We start from the raw sequence: 16809 nt of genomic DNA, 5'->3' as shown, positions 1-16809 counted from the left end.
GTATTTATGTATGCTGGGATAGCCAGCAGCAGCACTATCCCAGCAATTTGTGATATGCTGTTTCATCTAGTTTTCTGAGCACGGCAACTAACAGTTTCACTGCAGCTTCATAATCATCTCGATGGATGATGCTATTGTGGCTGTGAATATAGCGGGTTGGAATACTGATCACCAGGCTGGGCACGCCGCGGCTGTGCAGATGAATACGGCCGGCGTCTGTTCCGCCGCCTTCGGTGAATTCCAGTTGATAAGGTATCTTTTCACTTTCCGCGGTTTCAATGACATAATCCCGCAACGGAATATGGGGAATCAAGCTGGAGTCATAAATCGAAACAGCCGCACCTTTGCCGAGTTTACTGGAGGCTTGGTCATCCGTAACCCCGGGAGTGTCACCAGCCACACAGGTATCAATCACGAAGGCAATGTCCGGATCAACCATGGCCGCGCTGGTTTTAGCGCCTCTCAAGCCCACTTCCTCCTGCACGGTAGCCGCACCATATACTGTATTGGGATGGGATATTTTGCCCAACTGTTCTAGCACATCAACCATAATGGCGCAGCCAATCCGGTTATCCCATGCCTTAGCCATCAGCATTTTTTCATTGGCCATAACCGCAAACTCGCTATAGGGAACCACTGCGTCTCCCGGTTTGATCCCCATCTTTTCTCGCACTTCCTGCTCGTCTTTGGCCCCCACATCAATATACATTTCCTTTTTCTGAACAACTTTCTTCCGTTCTTCGGCGCTAAGAATATGAGGCGGTTTACTGCCGATCACGCCGGGAATATCCTGATTTTTAGCCAGCACTGTTACCCGCTGTCCCAGCATAACCTGCTCCCACCAACCGCCAATGGTCGTAAATTTAAGGAAGCCTTCTTTGGTTATATGTTTAACCAGAAAGCCGATTTCATCCATATGGGTTGCCAGCATAATCCTGGGCGCCGGTTGGTCACCCTGTTTACGAAACAATACGCTGCCAATGTGATCATAGGACAGATCAGCCACTCCTGACAATCTCTCTTTTAAGACATTCTTTACCCGGCTTTCATATCCCGAGATTCCCGGCGCCTCAGTCAGTCGTTTGAACCATTCTAACCCAGCATCCATCATATCCCTCCTTAATACATCCTTATTAGTATGTACGAACAAGACACCGGAAAAACCCCTGAAAGATTTTTCTTCCAGGGGTTGCGTAAGAGCCCATCATAAAACCCATCTGCAGCCTCGGATCTGGAACCGTTCAAAAAGGTTCAGATGCTAGATAAGAGAAACGCTTGCGTTTCCATACTGGTGAAAAACTCAGACGACTTTTTTGGCTTGTGAGAAAGCATCCACTATCATCACTCTCCCGAGAAGTCGCGAATTACGATACAGCGTGACGAGGACGTGCGTGACTATGTTCGCAGGACACGTCGCGCCCGCAGGAAGCTGAAGTGACGCAGATGGGCCATTTCCAACGGTTCCCTATCGCATCTGGCGGGCTAGTTCCTGTAACTTCGCCACACGTTGTTCCGTCGACGGGTGAGTGCTGAACAGGCTGGTCATCCAGCTGCCGGCGCCGCTGAACGGATTTACGATGAACATGTGTGAAGTAGAGGGAGTTGCCTCCGGCATCACTCTGTGTTTGGCGTAATACTCAATTTTTTGCAGTGCACTGGCCAGCGCCAGCGGCTTGCCGCAAAATTTAGCCCCGGTGGCATCGGCCTGAAATTCTCTGGTACGGGATATGCCAAGCTGGATCAAGGTAGCAGCCAGGGGGGCCACCACTACCAGAATGACAAATTCAAGGATGCCGCCAATGCCGTTATCCTCGTTGTCATTGCCTCGCCCGAGACCGAATATGGCCGCCCATTGGGCAATATTGGCAATCATGGTGATGACACCCGCAATGGTGGCCACCACCGTACTGATTAAGGTGTCTCGATTTTGGATATGAGCCAGTTCGTGAGCCAGCACCCCTTCCAGTTCCTCGTAAGTCAAGGCGCGCATAATACTGGTGGTAACCGCCACTGCCGCATGCTCTGGATCCCGTCCGGTGGCGAAGGCGTTGGGAGTATCCGTGTTAATAATATAGACTCGCGGCATAGGCATACCCGCGGTTTGAGTCAAACGGTCCACCATCCGTACCAGGTCAGGCGCCTGATCCATGGTAACCTCTCTGGCCCCATACATCTTTAGTACGATTTTATCGCTATACCAGTAGCTGAAGAAATTCATCAATACCGAGACCAAAAGCATAAAGGTCATACCTTGAGTCCCGCCAAATAAATTCCCGATGGCCAGCAAGAGACCGGTTAATGCAGCGAGCAAAACAGTCGTTTTCAATGAATTCAACCGCTGAACACCTCCAAACAAGTGATGTCTGTCAATTTATCAAAAGCAAGGTTTAGCAACTCGTCGGTTTCGCAGCTATCCCTCCCATCTGTGTACGTATTTCAATTATAAGTGTTTTACTCAGATTTCACAAGACTCCACAGGATAAATATCCGCTCAAAATTCGCCTTGGCAACCATTTTAGATAGTCTGTTCCATTCTTTCTTTGATAGCAACGAGCATGTTCATGCTATTATCCCTTACCTTTTTTTTGAGAATGGGGTTTAACAGACCGGCAATCATCGGGATGCCAAACTCAAAATCCACGGTCAGCTTGATCTCGGTTCCGTCGTCAATGGGGGTCAAAACCCATTCTCCTTCAAATTTATTAAGGTCTCCTTCAATTTGGCGATAGGAGATATGCATATTAGGATCATCGAAAACATCCTGTTCCGTCCAGCGGATAATCCGGCCATCCACATTGGAAACCCATTTGGTGAGGGTGGTGTTGTCTTTTCGCTCCAAAACCTCAACACTTTCCAGGTCCTTCATGAATTGAGGGTATTTCTCCATATCTTTAATGATCGGGTAAATTTTTTCCCGATCGCACCGGACTGGCAGGGTAACTTCCACATAAGGCATTGTCCTCACTCTCCCTTCTGGCACTATAAGTCTTCTAACATTTGATCCGCCAATCCCGCTGTGGCCGCAAGAGCTTCCGCGACAAAATCAATTTGTTCGGCTTGAATGATTAAAGGTGGTTCAATTCGTATCACCTTGGGATTATTTAAGGTATATGCCACCAGAATGCCGCGATTAACCATCTCAGACATGACCAACCCGCCAATCCCTTCTTTGGTGAGTTCAATGCCGATCATCAGCCCTTTACCGCGAACTTCTTTAATAACATTGGGATATTCAAGCTGCAGCTGTTTCAGTTTAGCGGTAAAATAGTCTCCCAGCCGGGCGGCCCGTTCCGACAAGTTTTCATCCTGCAGCACCTGAAGGGTAGCGCAGGCAGCAGCACAGGCAAGAGGATTGCCGCCGAAAGTCGACGTGTGCAGGAACGGACTGACAATCAGGCGATCCCAGACTGCCGGACGAGCGGTAAAGGCGCCAATCGGCATGACTCCGCCCCCCAGGGCTTTGGCAGTAGTGATAATATCCGGAACAACTCCATAATGTTCGGAAGCAAACATCTTGCCAGTACGCCCTAAGCCGGTCTGAACCTCATCACAAATCAATAGCGCGTGATAGTGGTCACATAATTCTCTGATGCGGGGAAGATAATCATCCGGGGGAACAATAATGCCGCCTTCACCCTGAATGGGTTCCATAATAACCGCAGCCGTTTCCTTGTCGATGATCTTCTCGAGCGTCTGAATGTCACCGAAAGGCGCATGACAAAAGCCCTGCATGAGAGGCTGAAAAGGCTCCCGAAACAGGTCCCGCCCGGTAGCGCTTAATGCGCCGAAAGTTTTGCCGTGAAAGGAGTTAACTGTAGCGATCACTTTGGAGCGGCCTGTGTGCAGCCTGGCCAGTTTCAACGCTCCCTCCACCGCCTCGGCGCCGCTGTTGCAAAAGAAGCTGTACTGCAGGTCTCCCGGTGTGATAGCCGCCAGCATTTCAGCCAGATCAGCCATGGTTTTGCTGAACAATACTTTACTGGACAGGGGCATTTGATCCAACTGTTCCCTGACCGCCTCCACCACCTTAGGATGCCGGTGTCCCAGACTAAAAACGCCATAGCCGCCTAAACAATCCAAAAATTGTTTTCCATCTGTATCTCGGATGAATACGCCTTCCGCTTCCCCCTCCACTGAATTTAAGCCCATGAAGCGAAACAGTCTCGCCAGTGAGGGATTAATATACTTTTCGTATTTCTCAATGGTCAATTCAGTTTCATGACTGACACTCATTTTGATTCCCCTCCTGCTATTCCATTGTTTCATTATCTCCATGATACTGCCCATTTTATTCCATTTCAAGTTTTCTCTTGCGAGGTGACTCTAAGATACCGGTTCAACATCTTGCTGTACTGCCAATTGGACCGGTCATCGGACACATCAAATTGAGTCATGATGGCATTCAATTCATCCGCGTAGTGTACCACAAAACTCTCTTTCGTGGCGCAGGCCACTGGCGACCCTTTGTCCTGACTGCCGTGATGAGACAACAAAATATGCAGGAGACACAGGGCGTCCTCCTGGGGAAAATCCTTCTCTTGGGAGATGAACCGGTTCAACATCATGGTTCCCAGTGATAAATGGCCTAATAATTTGCCTTTTTCGGTATACTCAAAACCAAGAGCCGGGGATATTTCATGCAGTTTGCCAATATCATGCAGCAAACCTCCCGCCACTACCAAATCCACATCGATATTGCCGATTTCCAGGGCAATGACTTTGGCCAGTTTAGCCACATCCACGGAATGTTCCAGCAGACCTCCCACGTAGGCGTGATGAAGCCGCATAGCCGCTGAATGAACTACATATTTTTCATAAAGTACACCGGATAAAATCGTACGCAGCAGAGATTTCAAATGGGGTTTGGCAATCCCTACAAGCAATTCCTCCAGATATTGTTTGTATTGGTTTAGATCTTTGGGGCTGTAGGGGAGCAGATGCTCCAGCGAATCCTCTTTGGCCGGGTGCTCAGCTTTTGATATCACCACTTGCAGCGTTCCCTCATTGGCGTAACGATCGGCTTGTAAGACGCCGTGAATCCGTATGGCACTGACATTAGGCAGGCTTTTTAAAAAATCCACGGTTTCCCGTTCAAAGCAAATAAAGTTTAAGGTCCCGCTGTTGTCCTGCAGGCTGCCACGGGCGAATACCCCCCCATTAGAAGATGCTCCGGTTTTCTGCACGCGCAGTATAACGCAATGTTGTATTTCGTCGCCCATTCGATAGCTCATTAACATAAAAGTCCGCCACTCCCATAACATGCCGCAAACCGGCAAAAATTCATTTAATCACAATCAAACATATGTAAAAATATCGTTTTGGACAGCCGGTACGATTTGTACATCCCATTTCTTTTCATGGGCCAGCCGGCGTAATCTTCCGGTCAGATCCTCTACCACCGGATACTCGGTCCCAAAGTGGCCGGCGTCAATTACCGCTGCCCCCTGCTCCAGGGCTGTCAGAGCGTCATGATAATCCACATCTCCGGTTACCAGTACGTCAGCGCCGGCCTGTACTGCTTGGGTCAGCAGGCTGGCACCGCTGCCGCCGCAAATGGCAACCTTGTACACCGTTTTGTCAGAGAGACCGGCTACTTTTACCGCCGCTGCCGCCAAGGCCTGTTTTACCTGTGCGGCAAATTCCGATAAAGGAACCGGTTTTGCTAACGTTCCGATTCTACCCAAGCCTCCGGCCTGTTCGTTGGCCAGACAATATAAATCATAGGCCACCTCTTCATAGGGATGGGCATTGAGCATGGCTTTCAGCACGTTTGACCGCAGCCGGGCGGGAAAAACTGTCTCCAGTCGGCATTCAGCCACAGACTCTATTTTCCCCGGCTCGCCGATAAAGGGCTGGGTGCCGGGCAGTGGCTTAAAGGTTCCTGTCCCATGGATCTGGAAGGAACAATGACTATAGTTTCCGATATGTCCCGCCCCGGTTGCCGCAATGGCTTCCCACACTTGTGAAGTATGAGATTCCGGCACACATACCGCTAATTTATAAAGGATCTCCTTATTATTACTAAGAGCCTCACAATGTTCCAGACCCAGCTTGCCGGCTAAAACGTCATTCACTCCGTCCGGCGCTGCGTCCAGTGTGGTATGAGCGGCATAAACGGCAATATCATTCTGAACCAGACGGCAAAGAGTCTTTGTCCCCGGTAAATCGCCGCGAAGCTGCTTGATCGCTTTAAACAGCGGCGGATGGTGGGATATAATCAGTTGAGCGCCCTGTTCGATTGCACTTTCGAGGACCTGGGGAGTCACGTCCAGCGCCACCATGATTTTGTGAATAACCTGTCGCGGGTCGCCAACCAAAAGCCCCACATTGTCCCACTCCTCTGCATACTGGGACGGCGCGATTTCTTCCATAAGTTCAATGATTTCAGAACAAATTACAGGCATTGATATGCTTCCTCCAACATGCGAACTTTATTTTCATATTCCGTTATTTTGTCTGCAGCAGCCATTTGCCTGCTCTGGGATAATTGGGCGAGAATGCGCCGGTCATGTTTGATCCGCTGCCGTAAATAAGGCTTTAACAAAGAGTGGCGTTTTTGCCAAAGAACCGGACCGATCTCATATTCCGTCGCTCCCAGGAGTTGAGCGATGCCAGGCTGAGCCGCAATGATCTCATACAGTCGATCTTCTTCCGCTACCAGCTCTTCATTCACAATCGCCAAGCCATGTTCCTGCAGCCAGCGCCGCAGCAGGGGTGCGTCGACCATGGGCTGCAGAATGAGGTGGTTTAATTGCCGCACTAGCGTAATGTCGGCTTCCAAAATTGAAATCATACTGCCGCCCCCCATGCCGGCAATTACGACCACATCCACCTCACCCGGCGACAATACTGCTAATCCGTCGCCAAACCGGACAGAAATTTGCTGGGATAAGCCAGCCAAACACACTGCTTCCAATGCAGTCTGGTAAGGCCCTGAATGTACGTCACTGGCGACAGCATAAGATATCCGGTTACTGCTGACCAGATAAATCGGCAGGTAGGCATGGTCGGTCCCAATATCGGCGATCCGGGCCTGCTCCGGCACCATGGAAGCAATGGCTGCGAGGCGCTCTCTCAGTTTCAAACCCCAACGACTCCTATCCTCTTAATCTAATTCCATATCTCATTATCCAGTATTCCTCTAAAAAGACAAAAAATCCTTTTTAAGAATCAAATAGAAAAACCGGAGTTAACAACTCCGGTTTATACGACAGATATGGTGACCCGTGGGGGATTCGAACCCCCGTTCTCGCCGTGAAAGGGCGGTGTCTTAACCACTTGACCAACGGGCCATATACAATATGGTGGGCCCACCTGGGATCGAACCAGGGACCAGCCGGTTATGAGCCGGCTGCTCTACCGCTGAGCTATAGGCCCACAGATGTGAAAACAGGTTTTCCGAAGAAAGCCTGTTGTAAAAACGGAATTGGCTCCTCGAGTAGGACTCGAACCTACAACCACTCGGTTAACAGCCGAGTGCTCTACCATTGAGCTATCGAGGAATAACGTCAACGAAATATATTATATAACATCGATATATGTTACGTCAAGACTTTTTTTATTTTCAGACCTTCGCGGAGATCAATCTATTTCCTCGAATCTGGGACCGCTCAAAGGGTCCAGATACCAGGTAAGAGCAACGCCTGCGTTGCCATACTGAAAAATGCAGGTGACTTTTCGGCGTATGAGAAACCATCCGCTACTACCGCTCTCCCGAAAAGTCACAAATTATGATAGCACACGAGGATGCGCGTGAGATTGTACCTTCAGAAAGGTGCGTCGATACTAGAAAGATGCGCAGCATGAATGGCGCGCCCGCAGGAGCAACGACGTAGATGGGCCGATCCCCTGGTTACTCTAAAAAGTCCTTCAGTTTCTTGCTCCTGCTGGGATGGCGCAGTTTGCGCAGGGCTTTAGCCTCAATCTGACGGATCCGTTCGCGGGTCACGCCGAAATGCTGTCCTACTTCCTCCAGGGTGCGGGCGCGTCCGTCATCCAGTCCGAAACGCAGCCGAAGAACTTTTTCTTCCCTGGGAGTCAGAGTCTCCAGCACTTCCTCCAGCTGTTCCTTGAGCAACATGAAGGAAGCCGCCTCCGCCGGCGCCGGCGCATCCTGATCTTCAATGAAATCTCCCAGATGAGAATCTTCTTCCTCTCCAATAGGAGTCTCCAGTGAAACAGGCTCTTGGGCAATCTTCATGATCTCCCGCACACGTTCCACGCTGATATCCATGGCCCGGGCGATCTCTTCCGGAACTGGCTCACGGCCCAGTTCCTGCAGCAATTGACGGGATACCCGGATCAGTTTATTGATCGTTTCCACCATGTGAACAGGAATGCGAATGGTCCTTGCCTGGTCGGCTATGGCTCTGGTAATAGCCTGACGAATCCACCAGGTTGCGTAGGTGCTGAACTTATAGCCTTTATTATAATCGAACTTTTCAACAGCCTTAATCAGTCCCAGGTTGCCCTCCTGAATTAAATCCAGGAACAGCATCCCCCGGCCCACATAGCGCTTAGCGATGCTGACCACCAGACGAAGATTGGCTTCCGACAGGGATCTTTTCGCCATCTCTCCCTGTTCGATATATTTATGCGTCAATACATCCAAACGGGAAATGTATTCGTCGATTTCTCCGGCAACTTCCGGAGCGACAGCATCGCACCGGGCGCATAGAATATGACATTCAGCCAACATTCGCTGGATCAGCGACAGATAGCTGCCGTCAAGAATTTCCACCCCGGCTTGATCCAAACCTTCGGTTACGGCGGAAAACCCTTTAGGCGTAAGCTGAGCCCGTTTTACGACTTCTTCCACTTCTTCCAGCGTCAGTTTGGCAAATCGCTGATAGGCCAGCTTGATCAGTCCCTGGAGCATCCCCCCGGCATCCTGTAAAGCAGTCGTAACCGCCTGATCCAGCAAGGATTCATTAGATCCCGTATCCCAGGTTCGACCCAGTTCGGGAACTTCGAGTTTTTCCGCAGCCAGAACCTTCATTAGCGATTTAACTTCTTCCTGGGTTAATTCGCGCATATTTTTTTGGACGAATTCAACCGTTGGCTTGCCGGATTTTGTGATAAACCCCACTAAGGACCGGAATACCTTACTGCTATCACGTAAAGAACCCAGCGTTTCTTCCTGCGCCAGATAATGTTTGACAAAGGATAACCTCTGTTTTACCTGCTCTGCCGGATTTCCGTTATCTATATGGATATTAGCGGCTGACAGCCGTTTATAAACTATATCCATTTCTTCCTGGGTAAGTTCAGCAAAATGACATCCTATCCGGATCTCGCCGTCTTCGATATGTCCGCCTGATTGCTTGGCCCGCAGAATCAAAGTATCAAGAATGTTGGTCTCAATGACTTTGACACCAGCCGTCTCCAAACCGGCGTCCACCTGCTGCATTTCATCCTCTTCCAGTTGAGCCAGCCGATAGTAATTACGCACTTCTTTGGCGGTAAGCTTTCCTCCCCGCTCTTTGCCGCGGCGAGTGAGGAATTCCAAAAGGTACTCGGTATCGCCCACTTCCACTTCCGCCGACCGTTCATTGGCCAATCGTCTGGCTTCGTTGCCTTTGCCCATCCTCTTAGCCAGTTTTATTTCATCTACGGCCGTAAGCAAAGAGACCCGTCCGATTTCCTTCAGGTACATCCGGACCGGATCATCAATGCTGATCCCTTCAGGAATACTCAGGTCAAGATCTACTTCTTCAGGCGCAGATTCAATTTCCGCGATATCCGGTCCCTCGATATTTTCCATATCCGGGACTTCATCCACAATTTCAATCCCTTTGGTCGTGAACATTTCGTACATATCGTCTATTTCGTCAGGAGACAAATCCTCGCCCTGGAAGGTATCCATTATTTCGGAGTAGGTAAGTACACCGCCCCGTTTTTTACCTTTATGCAAAAGTTCATTAACATGCTCAGTCGGTAGATTTTTCTTTTCTGTCATAATATCCCCCCTCCACAGCAGGATCCCCGTATTTAATAAAGTTAAGGTGTGTCTCGTTATTGATACAGTTTGCTAATTTCATCTTTAATTCGCTGACTTTCTGCTAATTCCTGCAGAGAGCGACTATCTCCTATACGCTCGAATTCAATTGCCTGCAATCGATGTTTTTCATACAGGTCTTTTAATCGGGAAAGGCGCAAAAATCTCAGGCAATCATCGGCTATACGCAACGGGTCGTCCACCTTAGACTCCATCACCATGATGCCGGATAATTCTATATGAGCCTGTTCACTCAAAAGCGGCGTTAAGACAGTGGGAAGATTCTCTCCCTTATTATAAGCATCAACCAGCAGCTGGATCAGCTCCCAGCGATGCGGATGCTGAAAATCTTCCGGCAGTAATCGGGGCTGTATCTGAGGAATTAACCCCGGATCATCCAGCATTAACCGGATCAGCTGCTTTTCCGCCGTCGAAGACGCATTGTTTACAGGGCTTGAAACCAGATGAACACTACTAGTCTGCCCAGGAATTACATTTTTATCCTTTTTGCTGAGACGTAAATATTTTGATAGTTCACTGCGAATCGCCGTTTCATCAATTGCCAGTATCTCGGATAAGCGGGAAATATAGCCGTTCATTTCCACAGCATTGTCCAAATCCGCTAAAACCGGAACGATTTGCGATACAGCCGCTATTTTTCCTTCCAGGCTGGCAGTATCGACAGCCTCTAAAACCCGCTTCATTTGATAATCCATGAGCAGTAAAGCATTCGTAACCTGACCGCGGAATTCATCCACGCCGTGTTTGCGAATGTATTCATCCGGATCTTTACCGTCCGGTAAGGACACAATCCTTATCTTGGCTCCTAATCTGCGGACAATAGTCAAAGCCCGCAATGTGGCATTCTGCCCCGCCGCATCGCTGTCGTAGGCAAAAACGATTTCTTGTCCCAGCTTCAGGAGCTGTTTGGCCTGTTCCTGCGTAAACGCCGTCCCCAGCGATGCAACAATGTTTTTTACGCCGGCGCTGTACGCTGTTATCAGGTCCAAATATCCCTCCACAACGATGGCTTGGCCGGTTTCTTTGATGTATTTATAGGAGTTGTGGAATCCGTACAATACGTTTCGTTTATTGAACAGTATTGTATCCGGGCTGTTAAGATATTTAGGCTGACTCTTTTCCAAAACTCTGCCGCCGAAAGCTATGATACGTCCCCGGACATCCCTGATGGGAAACATGATTCGCTGGCGGAACCGGTCATAGACTCCGCCTTGGGACCGGCTGACTGCCAGTCCTGCCTGCAGGAGATGTTCTTCCAGCACCCCGCGCTGCCTTAAAGCTTGAGATAATTTATCCCACTGCGGGGGGGCATAGCCTAGCTGGAATTCACGGATAACGTTCTGATCGATGCCCCGATTGCTTAAATACTCTAACGCCTGCTTGCCATGAGCTGTTTTAGTAAGGCAAGCGTGAAAAAAATTCCCGGCCAGTTCGTTGACCCGGTACAAAATAGCCAATTCCCGGGCACGCTGTTTATCGTATTCTGATTGTTGTCTTTCCGGCAGAGAAATATTCATTTTTTGCGCCAGGAGTTTTACTGCATCAATAAAGGATATTTGTTCAACTTTCATTAAAAAATAAAAAATATCTCCCCCGGTCTGGCAGCCAAAGCAATAGAAAAAACCTTTTTCTGCCGCAACAGAAAAAGATGGTGTTTTTTCCTGATGAAATGGACAGCAACCCCAATAATTTCTCCCTTTTTTTTGCAGCGATACGTAGTCGGATATAACGGCGACAATATCACACTCTGCGCGCAACCTGTCGATAAAGTCATGATCATACTGCTCTTTCATATTTCACCTATGATCCTGCTTATGGAACCTCAGTTGATCCGCCTGACATCTTATGCTTTTAAAGCAAAGTTTTGTTTTTATTCTACATATTCTAATCATAATCCTGCTTTAAGAATCGCTCCCTTAATCCATTCTCAGGATTTTAAGACTATTATTCAATAAAGAGAAGAAATATCCTCTTTTCTTCTTGACAAACTGCCGTCAGCTGCCTCCCCAGGTAGACGGGATAAACAAGTTTTTAAACAGATGAATCGCATACAAGTCGCTCAGTCCTGCCACGTAATCCACCACAATTGTTTCAAGGCTCCAGCGTTCGATCCGTTCCTGAAATTCCCGGGGCAACTTGTCGGGGTTGGTATAAAAATACTCGAACAGTTTTTTGATAACATGTTTCGCTTTTTTGCGTTCCTGTTCCAATTGAGGAGAACGATACACCGTTTCAAACATAAAGTGACGGAATTCGTTCATGGCGTCGGTAATCGGCTGCGACATTCGTATTTCATTGACCCCATCCGATTGGGTGATCATGTCCGCCACCATGGCCGTAATCATGCTGGAGGGATGAACGCCGAAAGTCCGGACGACATTTTGCGGCAAATCCTGTGCTTTCAGCATGCCCGCCCGAATCCCGTCATCATAGTCATGGCATAAATAAGCAACCCGATCGCAAATGCGGACAATATTACCTTCCAGCGTAAAGGGTTTCTGGCTGCCGGTATGGTTGAGAATGCCGTTTTTTACCTGAACCGTCAGGTTTAGGCCCGCTCCGTCTTTCTCCACATGTTCGAGAACCCGTAAGCTTTGTTCGTTATGATCAAAATGACCTAAAACTTCGCGCAAGGCATCCTCACCGGAGTGACCAAACGGAGTATGACCCACATCGTGGCCCAGAGCAATGGCCTCTGTCAAATCTTCATTCAGCACGAGACCTCTGGCCACGGTACGGGAAATCTGGGCTACTTCCAAACTATGGGTCATCCTCATGCGGTAGTGATCGCCAGGAGAGATATAGACCTGGGTCTTATGCTTGAGCCGCCGGAAGGACTTACTGTGAATAATCCTGTCCCGGTCACGCTGAAAAGCAGTCCGGAACAAGCAGGGAGACTCCGGCATTTCCCGCATTGCATCCCGGCTTTTTGTGGCAAAAGGGGACAAGAAATCTACTTCCCTCTGTTCAAATTTCTCCCGAACGGTCATGTTACCGTCTCCTCCCGCTAATCGGAACCGTTGAAAAAGGTCTGCGGATTCACGACTGCAGATTTATGGGACAACCGATGGGCCTATCGTTTGGAACGAATGATCTCAATAATGCTATTGGCGGTTTCTTCGATAGCTTTATTGGAAACATCGATAATCGGACAGCCGATTTTGTTCATCACTGACCTGGCATAGGACAATTCCTCGATAATTCTGTCCACAGCCGCATAGCTGGCTCCTGGGGCCAGCCCCATGATCCTCAGCCGTTCTGCCCGAATTTCATTGAGTTTGAGAGGGTTGAGAACCAGCCCCACAATCCGGTCAGACGGCATCTCAAACAATTCCGGCGGGGGACATATTTCCGGTACAAGGGGGACATTAGCTGCCTTGAATCGTTTATGGGCCAAATACATGCTTAAGGGCGTCTTGGATGTCCGGGAAACTCCAATCAATACAATATCGGCTTTCAGCAATCCATTGGGATTCTTTCCGTCATCATATTTAACGGCAAATTCAATCGCTTCTACCCGTTTAAAATATTCCTGATCCAGTTGGTGAATCAAGCCTGGTTTCAATTTGGGGATGAATCCGGTCACTGTCTGGACACTGTCGATCATCGGGCCCATGATATCCACCGTAGTGATGCTCATCTTGTCCGCCAAGTTTTCCAGAGCTACTCTTAAATCCGGCGAAACAATGGTATGACAGATAAGCGCCGGCTGCCCCGCTGCCGCTTGAAATATATTTTCGATTTGTTCGATGGAGCTAATATAGGGAACGCGTACAATGTCTATTTCACCGGATTCAAACTGGCTGGCGGTGGCTCGCGCTACTAATTCGGCAGTTTCACCGATCGAATCAGACAAGGCGTAAATAACCGGCCCCTTTCTCACAGCTGTTCCTCCCTTATAAAATGCAAAAAATACATCCATGGCTATCGCTAAATCCTCATATATAAGAATTCTGCATCCATGTTGCTTGTCCTCCAGTGGATTCTTTCCAGAAAAACAAAAAATCTCCCCACCGGTAACACAGGTTACAGGCACGAGAGATGCAAGAACCCCCTGGGCCTTTTTCAACGGTCCTTCCTAAACTGTTGAGATGGTCCGGATAAACGCTAAGGACTGCAGGGGTTTTTCTAAATACTGCAGCAAATAGTTTAACAATAATTTTTCCGCTTGCAACAGCACCTCCGCAGAAACGGAAAATCGTTCCGGTTCTTGCAGGTTTAATGTAAGCATACGCTGAATAAAGCGACTTACCGGCTCGTCCATCATACTCATACCGCTGTCTCTGCCGCAGCGTTTGCAGACCACACCGCCTGCCTGACTGTCAAAAATAGCAGGATAAACAATGGGAGAGCCGCACACAACACAATGTTCTGTTTCCGGACGATATCCGGCCATAGCCAAAAGCTGCCAAGCTGTCGCCATGGCTGCAATTCTGGCGTTTCGTTCCATAATCAGGTGAAAGGAATTCAGGAGCAGGTCAAAAACCAAAGGCTCCGGCTCCCGCTCCGGATACAGTTCAAGGGTTAACTCCGCTACCAAAGACGTATAGGCCAGACTGGTCAAATCTTCCCGGATAGCGCGAAACGAAGTCCGCACCTCACACTGTTTCAAGGTCTCATAGCTTCTCCCTGGCTGCAGGATCACATCCACATGAGAGAAAGCCTGAGTTCCGGCAGCCAAGCGATTCTTCGAATATTTAGCGCCATACGCAATGGCCACGATTTTACCGAATTCCCGGGAAAATAGGCTGACTTGCTTGTCGGATCCGTTCCATTCATGGACATGTAAAATGACTGCCTCTGCCTGGTATGGTTTCATAATATGTTTCTATTCCTCCGGCGGGTCTTGATCTGCCGGAGGAATCATGGTTGCCTTCACTCTTACGACCCGGAATCCGGCAACTTTGAGCACCTCAAAGCGATAATTATCGATGGCCAACTGATCGCCGATCTCCGGCCGGCGTCCCAACATGCCGAAAATATAACCGCCGATAGTGTCTTCCTCATGTTCCTCTAACTCCAGGTCCAATAGTTCCACCAAATCATCCAGCAGCACCCGGCCGTCGAATTCGTAGCTGCCATCAGAAAACCGCTGTATCTCAGTTTCTTCCATGTCATGTTCGTCCTGGATCTCGCCGACAATTTCTTCAAGAACATCCTCAAGAGCCACTAACCCTGCTGTGCCGCCGTATTCATCGGCCACTACCGCCAGGTGAGTCCGCTTGCGCCGCATCAGCTGCAACAGTTTGGCTACTGACATCCCCTCAGGCACCACTAAAATCTCCCGCATAATTTTCTTCAGGTCCTTTGTGCCAGAGCCGCTAAGATCCACTAAATCCCGGATATGAACCATTCCCAGCACGTGATCCTTATCCTCCAGACAAACCGGATAGCGGGTATGGCCGGACTCATGCACCACCTGCATATTTTCTTCGTAGGAATCGTCTAAAAACAAGCAAACCATATCCTGGCGCGGTACCATGATTTCCCGTGACAAGCGGTCAGCGAAATCAAATACATTATCAATGAGTTCACTTTCCATTTGATTTAATATTCCGCCCCTCTGACTGGCGCTTACAATCATCCGCAGTTCTTCTTCCGAGTGGGCAATTTCAGCTTCTTGAGCCGGATCAAAGCCCAAGAGCTTCAGCACGGCCCAAGCAGTACGGTCGAAAATAGTAATGATGGGATAACCGACCTTGTGGAAAATATAAAGGGGCCAAACAGCCAAAAGCGTCATCCTCTCGGCCTGCTGGATGGCGATAGACTTAGGAATCAGCTCACCCAGAACCACATGCAACAGAGTAATGATCGAAAATCCGACCGCTACGCTGATCGTATGCAACAACAAAGTAGAACCCGGGAAGTAATACATGACCGCCGGTTCGATGAGCGAAACGACCGCCGGTTCGCCGATCCAGCCCAATCCCAGGGATGTCAAAGTAATTCCTAATTGAACAGCGCTAAGATAGCTGTCCAGTTGGGCTTCAATCTTTAACGCCAGCTCGGCCCGCCCTTCTCCTTGCTGCGCCAGTTCTTCCAGACGGGTTTTGCGCACTTTCACCATGGAAAATTCAGCCAACACAAAAAACCATTCAAAAAAACAAGCAAAAGGGCAACGAATACTTTTAAGAGACTGTAGAAAAGCGAATCGATAAGACATCTCTCCCTATGATTTGGTCACATTATGACACTGGGGCATAATGGTCCCGGCAGTAATAACATATTGCAACGCACTCTCACTGGTGACATCTAAAGGTATTATATCCCGTTTGGGAACGATAATATTGACACCGGACGTTATATTCAGACTCCAGGGTATAAACACGCATATATGGTCTTCCGGCAAATGTTTCGTGATCGCCGGCGAGAGATCAGTCATGACGAAACCCAGGACTTTGCTTTGAGGATGAGGATAGGGTACGAGAACGGCATTTTTCAATAACTGATGCGATTGAAATACCGCCGTAGAAATTTTTTTAACACTGCTGTAAATCACTTTAATAACCGGGATAGACTCGACGATTTTTTCCCCTACCTCAAAAATTTGTTTCGCCAGCCAATGAGTCGACAGCCAGCCAATAATGATAATGAATGTAAAAACAGTAATCAGCGCAATGCCGGGAAAATCCAGCGGTATATACCGCCCAATAATCTTGTCGGTAATGGAAAAAATCTGTTGAATGACAAAAAAGGTAATGGCAATCGGTACAATGACAATCAGGCCATTGACGAAGTATTTAGAAACCCACTTCATAGGCCAATTCTCCTTCGTAAATAATACCATCTTC

The 16809-nt window shown here is 48.7% G+C and carries 13 protein-coding genes, 3 tRNA genes and 2 pseudogenes; all 18 read right to left on the bottom strand.

The window, feature by feature from the left end; translation table 11 throughout:
- Positions 1 to 34: 34 nt before the first annotated feature.
- Positions 35 to 1108 carry a M42 family metallopeptidase gene (locus ALO_RS13130; protein WP_004096736.1) on the bottom strand — a complete coding sequence of 358 codons (1074 nt, stop codon included), beginning with the start codon at positions 1106 to 1108 and terminating at the stop codon, positions 35 to 37.
- A gap of 357 nt (positions 1109 to 1465) precedes the next feature.
- Positions 1466 to 2335 carry a zinc metalloprotease HtpX gene (gene htpX / locus ALO_RS13125; RefSeq protein ID WP_004096734.1) on the bottom strand — a complete coding sequence of 290 codons (870 nt, stop codon included), beginning with the start codon at positions 2333 to 2335 and terminating at the stop codon, positions 1466 to 1468.
- A 180-nt stretch (positions 2336 to 2515) separates the two neighbouring features.
- Positions 2516 to 2956 carry a type II toxin-antitoxin system RatA family toxin gene (locus ALO_RS13120; RefSeq protein WP_004096732.1) on the bottom strand — a complete coding sequence of 147 codons (441 nt, stop codon included), beginning with the start codon at positions 2954 to 2956 and terminating at the stop codon, positions 2516 to 2518.
- A 23-nt stretch (positions 2957 to 2979) separates the two neighbouring features.
- Positions 2980 to 4233 (bottom strand): aspartate aminotransferase family protein, encoded by a 1254-nt coding sequence (locus ALO_RS13115; protein WP_004096730.1) that lies wholly within the window; start codon positions 4231 to 4233, stop codon positions 2980 to 2982.
- Between the two features lie 65 nt (positions 4234 to 4298).
- A complete protein-coding gene (locus tag ALO_RS13110; protein WP_004096728.1) occupies positions 4299 to 5237 on the bottom strand; it encodes a 3'-5' exoribonuclease YhaM family protein in 939 nt (312 codons plus the stop codon).
- 57 nt (positions 5238 to 5294) lie between these two features.
- Positions 5295 to 6404, bottom strand: a complete 1110-nt coding sequence (locus ALO_RS13105; RefSeq protein ID WP_004096725.1) for a Nif3-like dinuclear metal center hexameric protein — start codon at positions 6402 to 6404, stop codon at positions 5295 to 5297.
- Positions 6395 to 7084 (bottom strand): tRNA (adenine(22)-N(1))-methyltransferase, encoded by a 690-nt coding sequence (locus ALO_RS13100; protein ID WP_004096723.1) that lies wholly within the window; start codon positions 7082 to 7084, stop codon positions 6395 to 6397. Before ALO_RS13100 ends, ALO_RS13105 begins: the two co-directional genes overlap by 10 nt.
- 133 nt (positions 7085 to 7217) lie before the next feature.
- Positions 7218 to 7292: transfer RNA gene (locus tag ALO_RS13095), tRNA-Glu, on the bottom strand.
- A 10-nt stretch (positions 7293 to 7302) separates the two neighbouring features.
- Positions 7303 to 7377, bottom strand: a tRNA-Ile gene (locus ALO_RS13090).
- Between the two features lie 50 nt (positions 7378 to 7427).
- A tRNA-Asn gene (locus ALO_RS13085) sits at positions 7428 to 7502 on the bottom strand.
- 350 nt (positions 7503 to 7852) lie between these two features.
- Positions 7853 to 8587, bottom strand: a pseudogene (rpoD, locus tag ALO_RS13080) (RNA polymerase sigma factor RpoD); the annotation flags it as partial.
- 966 nt (positions 8588 to 9553) lie between these two features.
- Positions 9554 to 9958, bottom strand: a pseudogene (locus ALO_RS13075) (RNA polymerase sigma factor region1.1 domain-containing protein); the annotation flags it as partial.
- Positions 9959 to 10014: 56 nt separating this feature from the next.
- On the bottom strand, positions 10015 to 11811 hold the full coding sequence (gene dnaG / locus ALO_RS13070; protein ID WP_004096716.1) for a DNA primase: 1797 nt from the start codon (positions 11809 to 11811) through the stop codon (positions 10015 to 10017).
- 201 nt (positions 11812 to 12012) lie between these two features.
- Positions 12013 to 13008, bottom strand: a complete 996-nt coding sequence (locus ALO_RS13065) for a deoxyguanosinetriphosphate triphosphohydrolase (protein WP_004096713.1) — start codon at positions 13006 to 13008, stop codon at positions 12013 to 12015.
- Between the two features lie 83 nt (positions 13009 to 13091).
- A complete protein-coding gene (locus ALO_RS13060) occupies positions 13092 to 13940 on the bottom strand; it encodes a pyruvate, water dikinase regulatory protein (RefSeq protein ID WP_050807014.1) in 849 nt (282 codons plus the stop codon).
- Between the two features lie 156 nt (positions 13941 to 14096).
- The gene (gene recO / locus ALO_RS13055) at positions 14097 to 14837 is read right to left on the bottom strand and encodes a DNA repair protein RecO (RefSeq protein ID WP_004096709.1); all 741 of its coding nucleotides are present in this window, start codon (positions 14835 to 14837) and stop codon (positions 14097 to 14099) included.
- A gap of 9 nt (positions 14838 to 14846) precedes the next feature.
- A complete protein-coding gene (locus ALO_RS13050) occupies positions 14847 to 16103 on the bottom strand; it encodes a hemolysin family protein (RefSeq protein WP_238528270.1) in 1257 nt (418 codons plus the stop codon).
- An 84-nt stretch (positions 16104 to 16187) separates the two neighbouring features.
- Complete coding sequence (locus ALO_RS13045; RefSeq protein ID WP_004096704.1) at positions 16188 to 16775, bottom strand: DUF502 domain-containing protein; 588 nt, start codon at positions 16773 to 16775, stop codon at positions 16188 to 16190.
- Positions 16776 to 16809: the final 34 nt, after the last annotated feature.

Source organism: Acetonema longum DSM 6540, assembly GCF_000219125.1.
GTDB classification, from domain to species: domain Bacteria; phylum Bacillota; class Negativicutes; order Sporomusales; family Acetonemataceae; genus Acetonema; species Acetonema longum.
The sequence above is the reverse complement of the archived record's forward strand: the minus strand, read 5'-3'. Positions and strand labels throughout refer to the sequence as shown.

Coding starts and splice junctions, on each gene's coding strand:
- ALO_RS13065 (WP_004096713.1), bottom strand. CDS start 13,008: ATGACCGTTCGGGAGAAATTTGAACAGAGGGAAGTAGATTTCTTGTCC.
- ALO_RS13115 (WP_004096730.1), bottom strand. CDS start 4,233: ATGAGTGTCAGTCATGAAACTGAATTGACCATTGAGAAATACGAAAAG.
- ALO_RS13060 (WP_050807014.1), bottom strand. CDS start 13,940: ATGGATGTATTTTTTGCATTTTATAAGGGAGGAACAGCTGTGAGAAAG.
- dnaG (WP_004096716.1), bottom strand. CDS start 11,811: ATGAAAGAGCAGTATGATCATGACTTTATCGACAGGTTGCGCGCAGAG.
- ALO_RS13110 (WP_004096728.1), bottom strand. CDS start 5,237: ATGTTAATGAGCTATCGAATGGGCGACGAAATACAACATTGCGTTATA.
- ALO_RS13045 (WP_004096704.1), bottom strand. CDS start 16,775: ATGAAGTGGGTTTCTAAATACTTCGTCAATGGCCTGATTGTCATTGTA.
- ALO_RS13105 (WP_004096725.1), bottom strand. CDS start 6,404: ATGCCTGTAATTTGTTCTGAAATCATTGAACTTATGGAAGAAATCGCG.
- recO (WP_004096709.1), bottom strand. CDS start 14,837: ATGAAACCATACCAGGCAGAGGCAGTCATTTTACATGTCCATGAATGG.
- ALO_RS13130 (WP_004096736.1), bottom strand. CDS start 1,108: ATGGATGCTGGGTTAGAATGGTTCAAACGACTGACTGAGGCGCCGGGA.
- ALO_RS13120 (WP_004096732.1), bottom strand. CDS start 2,956: ATGCCTTATGTGGAAGTTACCCTGCCAGTCCGGTGCGATCGGGAAAAA.